Source organism: Streptomyces sp. NPDC085946 (assembly GCF_044540485.1).
Taxonomy (GTDB): Bacteria; Actinomycetota; Actinomycetes; order Streptomycetales; family Streptomycetaceae; genus Streptomyces.
In genome coordinates, this window is the sequence record NZ_JBITSF010000033.1 from 47,228 (window position 1) to 63,193 (window position 15,966).

The 15,966-nt window shown below is 71.3% G+C and carries 10 protein-coding genes and 3 pseudogenes; 9 read left to right on the forward strand and 4 right to left on the reverse strand.

The window, feature by feature from the left end; all coding sequences use genetic code 11:
* Nucleotides 1-10 precede the first annotated feature (10 nt).
* From ACIF8T_RS36695 to ACIF8T_RS36705, 3 genes are read left to right on the forward strand one after another with little or no spacing between them, the layout of a single operon-like run.
* Nucleotides 11-1,006: a carbohydrate ABC transporter permease gene (locus ACIF8T_RS36695; RefSeq protein WP_400041338.1), complete on the forward strand. Its 996-nt coding sequence runs from the start codon at nt 11-13 to the stop codon at nt 1,004-1,006.
* Nucleotides 1,007-1,034: 28 nt separating this feature from the next.
* Nucleotides 1,035-1,874: a carbohydrate ABC transporter permease gene (locus ACIF8T_RS36700; RefSeq protein WP_400041353.1), complete on the forward strand. Its 840-nt coding sequence runs from the start codon at nt 1,035-1,037 to the stop codon at nt 1,872-1,874.
* 52 nt (nt 1,875-1,926) lie between these two features.
* A complete protein-coding gene (locus tag ACIF8T_RS36705; protein WP_400041340.1) occupies nt 1,927-3,282 on the forward strand; it encodes a GH1 family beta-glucosidase in 1,356 nt (451 codons plus the stop codon).
* 102 nt (nt 3,283-3,384) lie between these two features.
* Here the strand turns inward: ACIF8T_RS36705 and ACIF8T_RS36710 are convergent, their stop codons facing one another.
* Complete coding sequence (locus ACIF8T_RS36710; protein ID WP_400041341.1) at nt 3,385-4,404, reverse strand: LacI family DNA-binding transcriptional regulator; 1,020 nt, start codon at nt 4,402-4,404, stop codon at nt 3,385-3,387.
* Between the two features lie 147 nt (nt 4,405-4,551).
* On the opposite strand from ACIF8T_RS36710, the pseudogene ACIF8T_RS36715 reads away from it, so the two are divergent.
* Nucleotides 4,552-4,845 (forward strand): annotated as a pseudogene (locus ACIF8T_RS36715) (fumarylacetoacetate hydrolase family protein); the annotation flags it as partial.
* A gap of 228 nt (nt 4,846-5,073) precedes the next feature.
* Entirely contained in the window at nt 5,074-6,144 is a 1,071-nt protein-coding gene (locus tag ACIF8T_RS36720; RefSeq protein WP_400041354.1) for a glycoside hydrolase family 43 protein, read from the forward strand.
* Nucleotides 6,145-6,512: 368 nt separating this feature from the next.
* On the opposite strand, the gene ACIF8T_RS36725 is transcribed toward ACIF8T_RS36720, so the two are convergent.
* Entirely contained in the window at nt 6,513-7,187 is a 675-nt protein-coding gene (locus ACIF8T_RS36725; RefSeq protein ID WP_400041343.1) for a TetR family transcriptional regulator, read from the reverse strand.
* Between the two features lie 226 nt (nt 7,188-7,413).
* Between ACIF8T_RS36725 and ACIF8T_RS36730 the strand changes: the two genes are divergently transcribed.
* Complete coding sequence (locus ACIF8T_RS36730; protein ID WP_400041345.1) at nt 7,414-8,451, forward strand: hypothetical protein; 1,038 nt, start codon at nt 7,414-7,416, stop codon at nt 8,449-8,451.
* 230 nt (nt 8,452-8,681) lie between these two features.
* Here the strand turns inward: ACIF8T_RS36730 and ACIF8T_RS36735 are convergent, their stop codons facing one another.
* The gene (locus tag ACIF8T_RS36735) at nt 8,682-8,816 is read right to left on the reverse strand and encodes a hypothetical protein (protein WP_400041347.1); all 135 of its coding nucleotides are present in this window, start codon (nt 8,814-8,816) and stop codon (nt 8,682-8,684) included.
* 281 nt (nt 8,817-9,097) lie between these two features.
* Here ACIF8T_RS36735 and ACIF8T_RS36740 point away from each other — a divergent pair.
* Nucleotides 9,098-9,199 (forward strand): annotated as a pseudogene (locus ACIF8T_RS36740) (IS5/IS1182 family transposase); the annotation flags it as partial.
* 181 nt (nt 9,200-9,380) lie between these two features.
* Here ACIF8T_RS36740 and ACIF8T_RS36745 read toward each other — a convergent pair.
* Nucleotides 9,381-12,155, reverse strand: coding sequence for a glycosyl hydrolase (locus ACIF8T_RS36745; RefSeq protein WP_400041349.1), 2,775 nt, complete (start codon nt 12,153-12,155; stop codon nt 9,381-9,383).
* 375 nt (nt 12,156-12,530) lie between these two features.
* Between ACIF8T_RS36745 and ACIF8T_RS36750 the strand changes: the two are divergent.
* A pseudogene (locus ACIF8T_RS36750) lies at nt 12,531-12,850 on the forward strand (carbohydrate ABC transporter substrate-binding protein); the annotation flags it as partial.
* 244 nt (nt 12,851-13,094) lie between these two features.
* A complete protein-coding gene (locus ACIF8T_RS36755) occupies nt 13,095-15,524 on the forward strand; it encodes a GH92 family glycosyl hydrolase (protein ID WP_400041350.1) in 2,430 nt (809 codons plus the stop codon).
* Nucleotides 15,525-15,966: the final 442 nt, after the last annotated feature.

Here is a 15,966-nt window from a genome sequence, read left to right on the forward strand (position 1 = left end):
GGACACCGCCATGACCACCACCGCTGCCCCCAGCGCAGGCGAGCGGACGGCACGGAAGGACGACCCCGGAGCGGCGCCGCGCAGGCACCGCCCCGGGCGGCTGCGCCGTATCGGACTGCCGTATCTGCTGCTGCTCCCCGCCCTCCTGCTGGAACTGCTGGTCCACCTGGTGCCGATGGTGATCGGCGTCGTCGTCAGCTTCAAGGAGCTGACCCAGTTCTACATCCGCGACTGGGGCACCGCGCCCTGGGCCGGCCTCGACAACTACTCGCTGGCGGTCGACTTCGACGCCCCCGTCGGCGAGGCACTGCTGAAGTCCTTTGCCGTCACTTGCCTGTTCACCGTCCTCTCGGTCGGCCTGTGCTGGCTGCTCGGAGCGGCCGCGGCGATCTTCATGCAGGAGACCTTCCGCGGCAGGGGCATCCTGCGCACGCTCTTCCTGGTGCCGTACGCACTGCCCGTCTACGCCGCCGTCATCACCTGGGCGTTCATGTTCCAACGGGACAACGGCCTGGTGAACCACGTGCTGCACGACCAGCTCGGCCTCACCGACAGCCCTCCGTTCTGGCTGATCGGCGACAACAGCTTCGTCGCCCTGCTCGTCGTCTCGGTGTGGAAGGGCTGGCCCTTCGCCTTCCTCATCATCATGGCCGGGCTCCAGAACATCCCGAAGGACATCTACGAGGCCGCCGCCCTGGACGGCGCGGGTGTCTGGCAGCAGATCCGCCGCATCACCCTGCCGTCGCTGCGCCCCGTCAACCAGGTCCTCGTCCTGGTGCTGTTCCTGTGGACCTTCAACGACTTCAACACCCCCTTCGTCCTGTTCGGCAAGGCGGCGCCGGAAGCCGCGGACCTGATCTCCATCCACATCTACCAGTCCTCGTTCCAGACCTGGAACTTCGGGACGGGCTCCGCGATGTCGGTGCTGCTGCTCCTGTTCCTGCTCGTGGTGACGGGTGTCTACCTCTGGCTCACCTCCCGAGGAAGGAAGGCCACCGATGCCTAGCCCAGCCGCCCGGCAGCCCCGCTCCCCGATGGCCGCCCCGCAGTCCTTCCTGTGGAGCCGCCGGATCTTCCTCACCCTCCTCACCGTCTTCGTGCTGCTGCCGGTGTACGTGATGATCTCCAGCTCCCTGAAGCCGCTGGCGGACGTGTCGGGGAAGTTCACGTGGATCCCCTCGGGCCTCACCGTCCGCCCGTACTTCGACATCTGGGAAACGGTCCCGCTGGCCGACTACTTCATGAACTCGCTGATCGTGGCCGGCGCGGCGACCGTCTGCTCCGTCACCATCGCCGTGTTCGCGGCCTACGCGGTCAGCCGCTACTCCTTCCGCGGCAAGCGCGTCTTCACGGTGACGGTGCTGTCGACCCAGATGTTCCCCGGCATCCTCTTCCTGCTGCCGCTGTTCCTCATCTACGTCAACATCGGAAACGCCACCGGCATCGCCCTGTTCGGCTCCCGCGGCGGCCTGATCCTCACCTACCTCACCTTCTCGCTGCCCTTCTCCATCTGGATGCTGATCGGATACTTCGACTCGGTGCCCAGGGACCTCGACGAAGCGGCCAAGGTGGACGGCTGCGGACCGCTCGGCGCCCTGTTCCGGGTCATCGTGCCCGCCGCGGTCCCCGGCATCGTCGCCGTCGCCGTCTACGCGTTCATGACCGCCTGGGGCGAGGTCCTCTTCGCCTCCGTCATGACCAACGACACCACCCGCACCCTCGCCGTCGGCCTGCAGGGCTACTCCACCCAGAACGACGTGTACTGGAACCAGATCATGGCCGCCTCACTCGTCGTCAGCCTGCCCGTCGTCGCCGGCTTCCTGCTCCTGCAGCGCTACCTCGTCACCGGCCTCACCGCCGGCGCCGTCAAGTAGCCGCCGGGGCACCACCGGTGCCCCGCTCCCGCCCACCCCAGAGAGGCTCTCCGTGACCGAATCGCTCGACCTCGCCGCCTTCCCCGCCGACTTCACCTGGGGCACGGCCACCTCCGCCTACCAGATCGAGGGCGCCGTCGCCGAGGACGGCCGGGCACCGTCGATCTGGGACACCTTCTCCCACACCCCGGGCAAGGTCGACAACGACGACCACGGCGACGTGGCCTGCGACCACTACCACCGGTGGCCCGAGGACATCGGCCTGATGAAGCGGCTCGGCACCGACGCCTACCGCATGTCCATCGCCTGGCCCCGCGTGCTGCCCGCCGGTGACGGACCGGTCAACGCGGCCGGCCTCGACTTCTACGACCGTCTCGTCGACGCCCTCCTCGACGCCGGCATCACCCCCAACATCACCCTCTACCACTGGGACCTTCCCCAGGCCCTCCAGGACCGCGGCGGCTGGACCGTACGCGACACCGCCGAACACCTCGCCGACTACGCCTCCGTCGTCGCCGCCCGGCTCGGCGACCGCGTCACCCGGTGGGTCACCCTCAACGAGCCGCTGTGCTCGGCCTGGATCGGCCACCTGGAGGGGAAGATGGCGCCCGGCTGGACGGACCTGACGGCCGCCGTCCGCGCCTCCTACCACCTGCTGCTCGGACACGGCCTGGCCACCGGGGCGATCCGCGCGGCGGCCCCGGCGGCACAGGTCGGCCTCGTCACCAACCACTCCACCGTCGAGGCCGCCTCGACCCGCCCGGAGGACATCGCGGCGGCCCGCCGCATGGACGGCCACACCAACCGCTGGTGGCTCGACCCCGTCTACGGCCGCGGCTTCCCCGCCGACATGCGCGAGCTGTACGGCGTGGAGCTGCCGGAGCGCCCCGGCGACCTGGACACGATCGCCGCGCCGCTCGACTGGCACGGCCTCAACTACTACTTCCCGGTGACCGTCGCCGACGACCCCCAGGGCCCCGTCCCGTACGCCCGTGAGGTCCGGCTGCCCGACGTACCGCGCACCGGCATGGACTGGCAGATCGACGCCGGCGGTCTGGAGGCCCTGCTGCTGCGCCTCACCGACGACTACGGGGTCCGCGAGCTGTACGTCACCGAGAACGGCTCCGCGTTCCCGGACACCGTCTCGCCCGACGGCGCCGTCCACGACCCCGACCGGGCCCGCTACCTGGAGCAGCACGTGAACGCCTGCGCCCGGGCGGTCCGCAAGGGCGCGCCGCTGGCCGGCTACTACGCCTGGTCCCTGCTCGACAACTTCGAGTGGGCCTACGGCTACGACAAGCGCTTCGGCCTCGTCCACGTCGACTACGCGACACAGGCCCGGACCGTCAAGACGAGCGGCCTGCGGTACGCGGAGATCATCCGCGCCCACCGGGAGTCCCACGCCTGACCGCGCCGATGACCGGCGCCCCGCCGCTGGCTGCCGCGCGGGCACGCCCGGCGGCAGCCGGCGGCGGGGCCGGGGCGTCCGCCCGGCGGAAGGCGCGCCGGATCAGGCGGACTCGCGTACGACCAGTTCCGGTGCGAAGACGAGGGTGCGAGGTTCGGTACGGGTGCCCTGGACCTGCTCGCCCAGCATCCTGGCCATGGCCGCCGCCATGTCCTCCACCGGCTGGCGCACGGTGGTCAGCGGCGGCCGGCACGTCACGGCGACGCTCGAGTCGTCGAACCCGACGACGGCGACGTCCTGCGGTATGCGCCTGCCCAGTTCCCGCAGGACTTGGCAGGCGCCCTGGGCCATCAGGTCGTTGGCCGCGAAAACGCCGTCCACGGCGGGGTGCTCCCGCAGCAGCGCGGCCATGGCCGTCGCACCGCTGTCCAGCGTGAAGACGCCCTCGGCGGCCGGGGGACTGTCGTGCCCGGCGCGAGCCAGGGCGTCGCGGAATCCGGCGAGGCGCTCCCGGCCGGCCCTGAGATCCGGCGGAGCGCTGATCACCGCGACACGGCGGCAGCCGCGAGCCAGGAGGTGCTCCGCGGCCAGGCGTCCCCCCGCATAGTGGTCCAGATCGACGCAGCTGACCGGTGTCGCCCGGGGGGGACGTGCGAACAGCACCGTGGGGACGTGGGCGGAGAGGAGCATGTCCGGCAGGGGGTCGTCCGGCTGCACGGAGACCACCAGCGCGCCGTCCGCGCTGCCCTGCCGCACGTAGTCGACCACCTGTTTCCTGGCCGCCTCCGACTCGGCGAACAGCAGCACCGGTTGCATCGTGCGTGCCCGCAGGTACCCCACGACACCGTTGACGACGCGACCGAAGAACGGGTCGGCGAACACGCGGCCGGCGAAGGTGTCGCCCGCGCCGGAGACGATGAGGGCCACGGCCCCGGTGCGTCGGGTGACCAACGCCCTCGCCGCGCGGTTCGGCGTGTAGCCCGTCCGCTCGATCGCGCTGCGGACCAGTTCCTGGATGCTGGGATCGACGTTGCGCACGCCGTTCACGACCCGCGACACGGTGGCGCGGGAGACCCCCGCCTCGCGCGCGACATCCTCCAGCGTCGGGGCCTGCCTGTTCATAGGGGGAACTCTAACTGGGCACTTCCGCGGGCACAGGACGGCAGACCGTCGTCCGGTTCCCGCTCCCCGCCCTCGGGCGCCCCGTACCGGTGCCCGGGCGACGGGCCTGCCGTCCCGGCCGCGCCCCCGGACGAGTGGCCAGGACGCATGCGGGCCGGTGTCCCGTGCGGCCCGCGGAGAAGGCCGGACCATGAGCCTTACGGGGACGCCTCGCGCGCCGGAGGCGGCGGGTCGCCCGTCGTTCCGGCGGGACCGGCGGGCGGTGCGGCGCCGGCCGCCCTGTCCCGGCCCGGCTTGCCGCCGTTCGGCCCCTGGCAGGTCGCGCCGGACGAGTCCGGCGACCCCGACGACCTCGAACAGCGCCGCACCGTCCATGGCGAGGGGATGCAGAAGGGGCGCACCCGCGGCCTCGTCCTCCCGGTACTCGCGCTGATCGCCGGGCTGTCCGCGGTTGCTGTCCCGGCTGCCCGGAGACCTCCTCTTCACGGGTATGCCGAGCGGCGTCGGCCTCGGCCACGACCCCCGGGGCTTCCCGACCACCGGTGGCGAACTCATGAGCCGCGTCGAGGACATCGGGATGCTGCTATTGACATGTGCGCGACCGCTCAGGATGCTCGAAAGCGCTCTTCTATCGATGTAAAGCGTCGCATCACCCCCAGGGAGCGGGACGTGAATCCTCTTCGCCGCCTTTCCGGCGCCGTGGCCGTGGTGCTGTCCGGCGTCCTGGCCGTGGCGCTGTCACTGACGTCGGCACCGACGGCCCGAGCCGGCCAGACGGGTCTGCGCGCGGCGGACCCGAGCGTGCTCCGGGTCGGCGGGACGTACATTTCGGTGCAGTCGACCGGTGGCGGCATCGCCGTGCGGCAGGCCCCGTCGACCGAGGCCCTGGCCTCCGCGCCCGCGCGGCAGGTCTGGTCGGACACCCGCAACCTCGGCGAGGTCTGGGCCCCCGAGATCGTGCGGGACGGCGGACGGTACTACATCTACTTCTCGGCGGGCCGGGGACCGGCCCACCGGATGTACGTGATCAGTTCCACCGGCCCGGACAGCGGATACACCGCCGAGACGAAGCTGGCCCTGCCGGACGACAAGTGGGCCATCGACGGGACCCTGTTCACGTACAACGGACAGCGCTGGTTCGTGTGGTCGGGCTGGGCCGGTGACACCAACGTCGAGCAGAACCTGTACATCGCCCGCATGAGCAGCCCGACCACGCCCTCAGGCGCGAGGTACGTGATCTCGCAGCCGAGGGAGAGCTGGGAACGGATCGTCGGCAACCCGTTCATCAACGAGGCACCGGAGGCGGTCAAGGACCCGAACGGGCAACTGCACATCGTGTACTCGGCCAACGGCAGCTGGAGCGACCAGTACTGCCTGGCCGACCTGAGGCTGCGGGCCGGCGGCGATCCGACGTACGTGTGGGACTGGTACAAGTCGAACGGCTGCCTGTTCGGCTCCCACCGCGCCACCATGATGTCCGGCTGGGACCCCACCCTGCATGTCGACGGGCCCGGCCACCACAGCTTCGTCCTGCTCGACGGCGACATCGGCACGAGCCCGCCCGCCGGTCCCAGGTTCCCTCTGATGTTCCACGCGGTCCCGAAGGGCACCCCGTACGCGTGGGAGAACCGGTACTGGTACACGGGCACGTTCTGCTGGTGGGGCGACACCACCTACAGGCGCGCCAACGTTCCCGGCGCGCCCACGAACACCGGGTGGAGCCTCAAGTTCTTCGAATAGGCGCAGCGTTCTCAGCCCGAGGGCAGGAGCAGGAGCCGTCTCCGGGTGATCTCGTCCCCCGGGACGGACTCCAGCAGTCGCCCGGCCGGTTGCCGGTCGGGTCGCTCCCTGCGGGGACAGCCCTTCCTCGCCGGTCCGACTCACCGGCTCGTCGATGAGCCGGTCGGCCACGGCCTCCGTCGACACGGTCGCCGCTTCGGCCACCTGTTCCGCACGCCCGGATGTTCGCGCCTGCCGGTACGCGGTGCTGCCCGGTCGGCGCGTCGCCCCGGGCCGTCGGTGACCCGCACGGGCGGCGGCCCCGCCTTGCCCGCGACGGGCGGGGCCGACCTCGCCCGATGACCGTGCAGGCAGCGGCGCAACGAGGGTCAGCCCTCCACGATCGCCTGGACGGCGGGGCCGTAACAGCGGACCACCGTCTCGGTGTCGGCCGAAGCGAGGGGTTCTAGGAGTGCGATGTAACGCATGAGAGCGAGCCCGATGAGCTGGGTGGCGACCAGGCTGGATCGCAGCATGACGTCCTCACCGGTCACGACCCCGCTGAGCGCGCGAGTCAAAATCGTCGTCGCGGTCTCCCGCAGCCGGGCGGCGGCGGCACGGTGAATGGCGGCCGAGCGCACCATGGTCATGAGCGCCGGTCGCGCCGACAGGTCGTCCCATACGGTGAGATGGGCGCGCACCATGCGCTCCCCGACTCCCTCGCGTTCGCCTCGAGCGGCGTCGGCGAGGGCTTCCTGGATCCTTCCGGGCAACTCCAGCGCCTGCAGGAACAGGTTCTCCTTCGAGCCGTAGAAGTGGTGCACCAGAGCCTGGTCCACCTCCGCCGCTTCCGCGATGCGGCGCATGCTCGTCGCGTCGAAACCACGCTCGGCGAAACAGGTCCGGGCGGCGTCCAGGATCGCCTCCCGGGTCCGGTTCCCGCCGGGCCGGCGGCCCCCGGCGTGTTTGCCCGCCGCCCTCGATGCCGTGGCGGCCCGTGCCTTCGCTCCGGCCTGCTCACGGGCGGCACCGCTCTCCTCACGCATGTCTCCGACGCTCTGCATGGCCCTATGATGCACCGCCCCAATAAATCATCACGTGATGAACTCATCGCTCGATGAGTTGTATAGTCGTAGCACCGGCCGCCGCCGAAAAGCGTCCGGCCTCCTTGCGTCCGTCCCGCTCGCCCCGCCCCGTGCGGCCGGGCCGGATCCGTGTTCCCCCTCCACACGCCCGCCGTCCCGCCCTCGTGCACCAGGGGCCGGGACCGTACGACGCGAAACGGTTGCCATGACTGCGAATCCCGCACGAACCGCCCCGGAACCGGGTGACGCCACCTCCTCCACGCCACCGCCCGAGGGCCGCAGGACCGCGATACGGCTCGCCGGCGTCGTCGTCGGACTCACCGCCGCCGTCACCCTCATGCTGTGCACCTTCGGCCTGCCGTCCGCCGCCGGCGGCCCGCACCACGCCCCGCTGGGCGTCACCGGCCCGGCGTCCGCGGTGGCCGCCGTCCAGCAGCAACTGCCCGACGACGACTGGGAGGTCACCGTCTACGACGACCCCCGGGCCCTCACCCACGCCGTCGAGAACCGCGACGCCGTCGGCGGCCTCGCCCTCGTCGACGACGGCGTGACCGTCTACACCGCGACGGCGGGCGGTCCGCAGATCAGCGCCGCGATCAGCGGACTCGGCACCGCGCTCGCCGAGCGGCGGCACGTATCCGCCACGGTCCACGACCTGGTGCCCTTCCCCGAGGACGACCCCCGGGGTACGGGCCTCGCCTCCGCGGCGCTGCCCATGGTCCTCGGCGGCATGCTCCCCGTCATCGTCCTGCTCCGGCTCTTCCCCGGCCGCGTCGGGCGGCGCACCCGGTTCGTCGGGGTCGTCGCCTTCGCACTCGCGGCGGGAGCCGCCGTGGCCGCCGTCCTCCAGTTCGGGATCGGCACTCTGGACGGCAACTACGGGATCGCCTCCCTCGGCCTCGCGCTGGGCATGGCCGCGCTCGCCATCCCGCTCCTCGGACTGGATGCGCTGTTCGGGAACGCCGGGTTCGGCGCGGGCTCCTTGGTGATGATGTTCCTCGGCAACCCGCTCTCCGGGCTCGCCACCGGCCCGTACTGGCTGCCCGACGGCTGGTCCGCCCTCGGCCAGTTCCTGCCGCCCGGCGCCTCGGGCAGCCTGCTGCGCGCCAACGCCTTCTACGACGGCACCGGCGCCGGGGGCCCGGCGTTCGTCCTGACCGCCTGGGTCCTCGCCGGCCTCACCCTCGTGTTCGTCGCCGATCGCCGCCACCGCAGGAAGGCCGGCACCTCGCCGGTGGCATGAGGACGCACCACCTCATCCACGTCGAGGTCGGGCAGGAACGGGCATGACCGCATACGGCGCACAGACCGTCCGGCTGCACGGCACGGAGGACCTGCCCGACGATCGGGGCCGGTGGGGTCCTGACGACCTGCCCGGCACGCTCGACCTCGTCACCGAAGAGGTGAGGGCCGGGGCGCCGAGGCGCGCACGGGGCGTGCGTGCGGTGTCCCCGGCCCTGCCGGTCCGGCTCGTCAGCGGCCCGACTCGCCCGAGCCGTGGTTGCTGACGTACGGCGGTTCTCCGGCGATGACGCCGTGGACGTCATGACGGTCACCGGCCACCACTCCTGATCGACCCACGTCGACGCGCCGGTGCACGTACCGCACGACGGCACGGTCCGGTGGGGACGCAAGGCCACCGGTGCCCGCTCCCTCGGCGACGGCCGGCACGACGTCTTCTCGACGGCGCGACCTCGGGAGACCGCGAGCTCGGCCCAGACGGTCCTCCCGGACGAGGCGCACCGCGTGCCCCAGCGCTGGGACGTCTGGGCGACGGGGAACGGGCCGCGGCCTCCCTCGTCGTCCCGGCGCGCCCGGCGCGGGTGGCGCGGGTGGGGTGCGGTGTGCGCGTTCTCGGAGACCTCGCACAGCAGGGAGCGGTCCTTGTCGACGGCCGGGGCATCCCGCTCGCGGTGTCGCTGACCGGCGGTAACCGTAACGATGTCACCGAGTTGCCGCACTTGCTCGACAAGGTGCCCTCGGTAGCCGGCGTCGCCGCCTGCCTCATCACACACCGCCACGTCCCATGCCTTTGTCAGGACCTCCAAGACGGTGGGCCGGGGCAACCGGTCCGAGGTGCGTGGGTGGTCGTCGGGCATGGGGGCACGGAGACGGCGGGCGCCGGGTCGCAGCCCGGTGCCCGCCGTCAGTGTGCTGGGGCGCTCGCGTGCGTCACTCGTAGGGAATGACCACCACGGACGTGTCCGTGCCGGTGCGCAGCTGCGCGTCCGCGTTGCCGATCGCGCTCCAGACCTCCAGTCGCACGGTGCCCCCGCGCAGATTGCCGAGGGTGCCGGTGGCGGACTTCAGGCCGTGGGCCTGGCTGTACTGCTCCCAGCCCGTGACCGGGTCGGTGGCGAAGTAGCGGTACGTCTCGACCCGGTCGAAGGTGCCGTCGCCGGTGAGGTCGTAGCTGATGCGGGCCTGCTGGCCGAGGCCGACCGCGGTGCCGGCGTCCACCGGGAGGCGGAACGTGGTGGACGCGCCTGCCTTGAGCGTGCCGTCGACGCCCTTGGCCTCGTAGACGAGCGGCTTGTTGGGGGTTCCGTCGTAGGTGCGGCCGCCGGCGGAGGGGATGGTGTCGCTGCCGGCCGTGCCGTCGGTGGCCGTGGTGAGGGTGCCGCCGGAGCGGAGCTGGAAGGTGTTGCCGGTGGACGGCTGGGGGTTCTCGCCCCCGGAGTCGGCGCCGGTCCCGGTCGCGGTGGACCGTGCCGGCACGGTGAGCGTCTTGCCGTCGGAGAAGGTGACCGTGCGGGCCGTGGAGCCGTGGTTGTGGGCGGCGTAGGTGCGGGTGCCGTTCTTGGTGAACACCGCGGACGTGGGGATGTCGCCGGTCACCGAGGGGTCGGGGGCGCCGAGCGCGTCCAGGGTGGTGATCCAGTGGTAGGTGTGGGCCTTGGACTCGCCCTCCTCCGGGGTGTATCCGGCGTTGCCGGCGTCCCACTTCGACTTCGCGGCGGCGGGGTCGGCCAGCGACTCGAACTCCCAGAGGATGTCGCGCCATTCGACGGCGGGTCCGCCGTTCTCCCGCTCCAGCTCGGCGAGGTTGCGCCGGATCGCCGCCTTGTGCCCGCCCAGGTGCAGGGAACCGCCCGAGGTCACGGGAAGGACGTTGATGCCGTGGATCTCCTCGGGGTTGGCGGTCCACCAGGTGGAGTAGGACGCTCCGCTGCCCCACACCATGCCGGCCGTGTCGTGCTCGAAGGAGCCGGGGAAGACCTGCTGGTCGGCGTCGAACCAGTACTGGGCGATCGCCTCGCCCTCGGTGGCGAGCAGGTAGCTGCCGAGGTCGCGCAGGGAGGTGTCGCCGGTGGCCGAGCCCCACAGCACCAGCGCCGCGCTGAGGTTGGTGGACTCCGAGGAGGACTCCTGGTTGTTGCCGGCTGCGAAGCCCTGGTGGCCGGAGGCCCAACTGTGCCCGGCATAGACGTCGAAGCCGCGCAGGAACGGGAAGGCAGCGTCGGTGCGGCTGGCGTTGGCGGTGTCGCGGATCAGGGTCTTGACCATGCCGCCCCAGGCGGACTCGGCGGCCCAGCCGGCGTCGTACTGGGCGACGATCGCTGCTGCGTAGACGTAGTAACCGTAGTGGAAGTGGTGGTCGTTGAGCTCGGCGTCGCTGCCGTAGGAGGCGGGGTAGCCGATGAGTGTCTTCCAGTCCTTGTCGTACGAGAACTCGCTCGCCCCGCCCGCGGTGAACCACTCCTGCAGGCGGCCCTTGAGCAGGCCGACGAGCTTGTCGCGGACCGCGGTCTCACCGATCTGGTCGGCGAGCGGCACCAGCTGGGCGAGCCTGCCCAGCGCCTTGCCGGTCCAGTAGGTGTCCTTGGCCCCGTTGAACGGGTCGGAGGCGTTGGCGACCTCGGACAGCTGGGCGCGCAGCCGGGACGTGTCGACCGCGCTGGTCTTCGGCAGGACCGGCAGGACCGGTGCGGCCTTCTGGCGGGTGGTGAAGGAGGTGCTCTCCCGGACCTTCATGGTGCCGCGGGGGGAGACGTAGGTGTACGGCGTGAGGGCGTCGGTGGTGTGGAGCCACTGATGGCGGTAGAGGGCCTGGAGGGTGCCGCGTTCGGTGCCTTCCTTGGCCTCGGTGGTGAGCCTGTACGTGGCGCTGACCGTGCCGCCGGAGGTGCTCCAGTCGACCTGCGACCCGGTGACGAAGCTGAACGCGTACTTGCGGTAGGTCGCGAGCGCGTCGGTGGAGGGCAGCACGGCGAGGGAGAAGTAGTCCTTGCCGCCGAGGCCGGCGCTGATCGTGGTGCCGGAGACGTTCCAGTCGCTGCCGCTCGGCGCGAAGAGGGCGTAGTGGTGTCCGCCGACGGTGATGCCGAGGACGTTGCCCTGGTCGGAGAAGACGTCCGGCGTGGCGGCGGTGGTGATCTGGGCGTTGCCGCCGGTGCCCTTGGCGTACACGAAGGGCAGGCCGTGGCCGATGGTGGTGCGCAGGGTGCGGGTGCCGTCGGACCAGTAGGGAGTGACCGTCCAGTCCGACCAGGCGTCGGCCTTGGTGTCGGGCGAGTTCAGCCCGCTCAGGCCGAGGGTGAGGTCCCGCTTGTGCGCGTACTCGTACTGGCGGCCGCTGCCGACTATGGCGGGGCTGGTCGGGTAACCGACCTCCAGTCCGCCGGCGACGGCCTGGTAGGTGAGCGGGTGGCCGTACATGGGGGTGGAGTACGGGTTGTCGCCGTAGCGCTGGAAGGCCAGGGAGGACCACCAGTCGTTGGTGGGCACGGGCTTGGCCTGGGCGGCCTGGGTGAGCTTGGGGGTGACCGGACCGCCCGTGTTGTTCGTGGGGCCGGACGTGCCGGCGGGCCGGGTGTCGGAGTAACTTCCGGCGCCCACGCTGATGGTGGCGGCTGCCGCGGGCGTGGCTGCCGGGCCGAGGCCGACGGCGGCCAGGGCGGCGGCCAGGACCAGCGCGGCGGCCGGCCGTGGTCGGGGAGCTGGCATGGGGAGCACCTCATGTCGTCGCGGGGAGTGGCGGGGCTCGTCGTCGGCACGGCCACGGAACCACCGGCGGGCGCGGTCGACGCCCTGGGGAAGTGGTGGATCGCAACGGCACCTTCGGTGGGGCGAGTTCGAGACCCCTTCGTCTGAGAGCGCTCTCAGACGACCGAAACGTAAAATCCCTGAAACCAACTGTCAATAGATCGTGCAAGCTCAGGGCTATATCGATCTAAAGCACGCATGGTGATCCGTTGTTGCCTCATTTCCTCTTCAAGTCTTGACGGAGCGCATGGAGGGCGGGCACGCTCACTGCGCGTGGTGAGAGCGCTCTCACACGCGTTCGGTGCTCGTTCCACCCTGGGGCCGAAGGGGCTTCCCCTGCCCGTTGCCCGAGCCGCCAAGAGGGCCACCACTCGCCCGGGGGAGGGAGCGGAGGCGGTCGCGGCCACCGTGACGCTCCTCGCCGCCTGCGGAGGTTCGTCGAATGGCGCCTTCAATACCGACGGAAAGATCATCCTCACCGTCGGTCTCTTCGGCTCCTTCGGCTCCTTCGGCTACGAGGAAGGCGGGTTCCACGCCGAGCACCAGAAGCTCAACCCGAGCGTCACGGTCAAGCAGACCGACACCGAGGGCGAGGCTGACTGCTGGAAGTCCCCCGGACCCGCCTCGCCGGCGGCGGCCTCGCGGACGTCCACGGATCGAGGTGGACCGGATGACCTCCGTGGCCTGGGCACCGGCGTCGACGGCGCATCCGCTCGGCGGCACGCTTCCGGCGTGCCGTTCACGCCTCCTTCACCTCGTCGACGCCGACGGCTCTTCCTTCCCACGGCACCGCTTCCTAGCCTCTGGCCAGGGCCGGATGTCTCGCGCACGGTTCGCCGTCGGTGAGGGCCCGCACCACCTGTCCCTCCGCCCGCCCTTCGTCGAAAGGCCGTTCACCGTATGCGCCTGCCACGGCTGTACACATCAAGACGCTCCGGCACCCGAACCATGGCGGCCCTGGTCACCACGGTGCTCGTCGCGATCGGGTCCGCCCCGGTCGCAGACGCCCACCCCGCCGCGGTACCGCTGTCCTCCCTCGTCGATCCGCTGATCGGTTCCTCCAACGGAGGCAACACCTATCCGGGCGCCACCCTCCCGCAAGGCATGATCGCCTGGTCACCGACCAGCACAGCGGGCGACCAGACCAGCACCGGCGCGGCCAACGGATACCACTACGACACCACCCGCGTCCGCGGTCTGAGCCTGACCCACGTCAACGGCGCCGGCTGCCATCCCGGCGCCGCGGGCGACGTACCGATCATGCCGTTCGTCGGGGACGTGACCTCCTCGCCCTCCGCCGACACCAAGGACGCGGTGTACGCCGCCGACTTCTCCCACGACGACGAGAAGGCCGTCCCGGGCCGCTACACCCTGGGACTGAGGTCCGGCGCCCGGGCGGATCTCGCCGTCAGCTCCCGCGCCGGCGTCGCGGACTTCACGTTCCCCCGCGGCAGCGCCGCCCACCTGCTCTTCCGCGTCTCCAACTCCCTCAACGGCAGCCAGGACGCGCACGTCGACATCGACGCCGCGCGCCGCAAGGTGACCGGCTGGGTGCACACCGGCGCGTTCTGCGGCCGCCGCGCCAACGGCGGGACCAACAACCGCAAGAGCTACTACAAGCTGTACTTCAGCGCCTCCTTCGACCGGGCCTTCTCCGCGGTCGGCACCTGGAAGGACGGCACCCTGACCCCCGGCTCCACCACGGCCTCCGGCGGCGAGGGCTATGCCACGGGCGCCGACCGCGCCGGGCGCGGATCCGGCGGCTACGTCGGTTTCGACACCAGCGTTGACAACGATGTCCACATGCGGCTGGGCATCTCGTACGTCAGTCTCAAGGGTGCCGAAGGCAATCTCCGCGAGGAGATAGCGCCACGCGCGAGCGTCACGGACGTGGCCGAGGCCGGCGCGCGGGCCTGGAACAAGGAACTGGGCACCGTACGCGTCCAGGGCGGCACGACCGCCCGCCGCACCGCCTTCTACACGGCGCTCTACCACTCCCTCATGCAGCCGAACCTGATCAGCGACACCGACGGCCGGTACTACGGCATGGACGGCGCCGTGCACCGGCTGGAGCGCGGGCAGAGGGCCCAGTACAGCAACTTCTCCGGCTGGGACCAGTACCGCGCCCAGATCCAGTTGCTGGCCCTGCTCAAGCCCACCGTCGCGGGCGACTTCGCCCAGTCCCTGTACAACTTCGCGCGGCAGAACGGCGGCGTCTGGGACCGCTGGGTGCACATCAGCGGCGCCACCCACGTCATGACGGGCGATCCCTCGGCGGCCACGCTGGCAACCTTCTACGCCATGGGGGTGCGCAACTTCGACTACGAAGGCGCCTTCGACTCGCTGGTGAAGCAGGCGACCGTACCGCACCCGGACGGCCTCTCGGACGCCGGCTGCCCGGGCCAGTGCGAGGGCCAACGCCCCAACCTGGCCCAGTACCTGGACTCGCACTACGCCGCTCAGGACGTGTGCCACTGCTGGGGCGGAGCCGCCGAGACGCTGGAGGACGCCGTCGCCGACTCCGCGCTCGGCCGGTGGGCGAAGCTCCTCGGCAAGGAAGCGACGGCCGAGGAGTTCACCGCACGCGGCGCCTACTGGCGCAACGTCTACAACCCCGGCGCCACGGCCGACGCCGGTTACGTCCAGGCCCGCAGGTCGGACGGTTCGTGGGTGGAGCCGTTCCATCCGGGCAGCGACCTCGGCTTCGCCCAGGGCACCAGCGCGACCTACACCTGGATGGTGCCGCAGGACGTGCAGGGCCTGGCCGCCGCCATGGGCGGCCGGGAGACCGCAGCAGCCCGCCTGGACGGCTTCTTCAACAAGGCCGACGGCTCCTGGTCGGTCCGCGGTGGCGACCCGCTGCGCTACGACCCCACCAACGAGCCCGGCATCCACGCCCCCTGGCTGTACAACGCCCTGGGGCAGCCCTGGAAGACGCAGGCAACGGTGCGGCAGATCATCGACACCGTGTACGGCACCGGGCCCTCGGGGCTGCCGGGCAACGACGACCTCGGAACCATGTCCGCCTGGTACGTCTTCGCCGTGCTCGGTGTCTACCCGCAGACCCCGGGCAGCGCGAACCTGCTGCTGGGCGCACCCGTCTTCCCGTCGGCGTTCCTGGACCGGCCGGGCGGCAAGGACATCCTCATCAGCGCTCCCGCCGCCGACGACACGCACCTGTATGTCGACGCCGTGAGCCACAACGGCTCCGCGCTGGACCGGTCGTGGGTGGGCGCGGGCCTGACGCTGGACGGTGGCAGGCTCGACTTCGGCCTCGCCGAGCAGCCGAACCCCTCGTGGGCGACGGACCCCGGCACACTGCCCGAGTGACGCCGGTCGAGGTGGTGGCTCTCCTGGTACTCCGGCAGGCCTCCGCCTTCCGAGCGGCATCCGGATTCCTGCAGAGGAGCCGGATTCCGGTGAGGGCGTCGCGGCGCGACACCGGGCCACTCCCGCGGTGGTCCGCGACGACACCGGCGCTCTCACCGGCATGGTGAGCTTGGACGACCTGCTGGCCCGCCGCCTCCAGCCCCGCACGGTCCGACCGGCCGTCTCTCGACGAGCGCCCCGGTCGGCCGGGGCGCTCGCGCGTTGCCGTCCGGACGGAGCTGTCCGGGGGTGTGGTGGGTGCGTCGGGTGGGGTGGGGGGTCGGGTGGTGGCTGGTCTTTTTTTGTCCGGTCTTTGGGTTGTGTCCTGGTATTCGGTTTTCTGATTGCCTGATCGGGCAGGTGAATGGGGTGGGGTCTTGCGGGTGTTCTCGGTTTCTTTTTA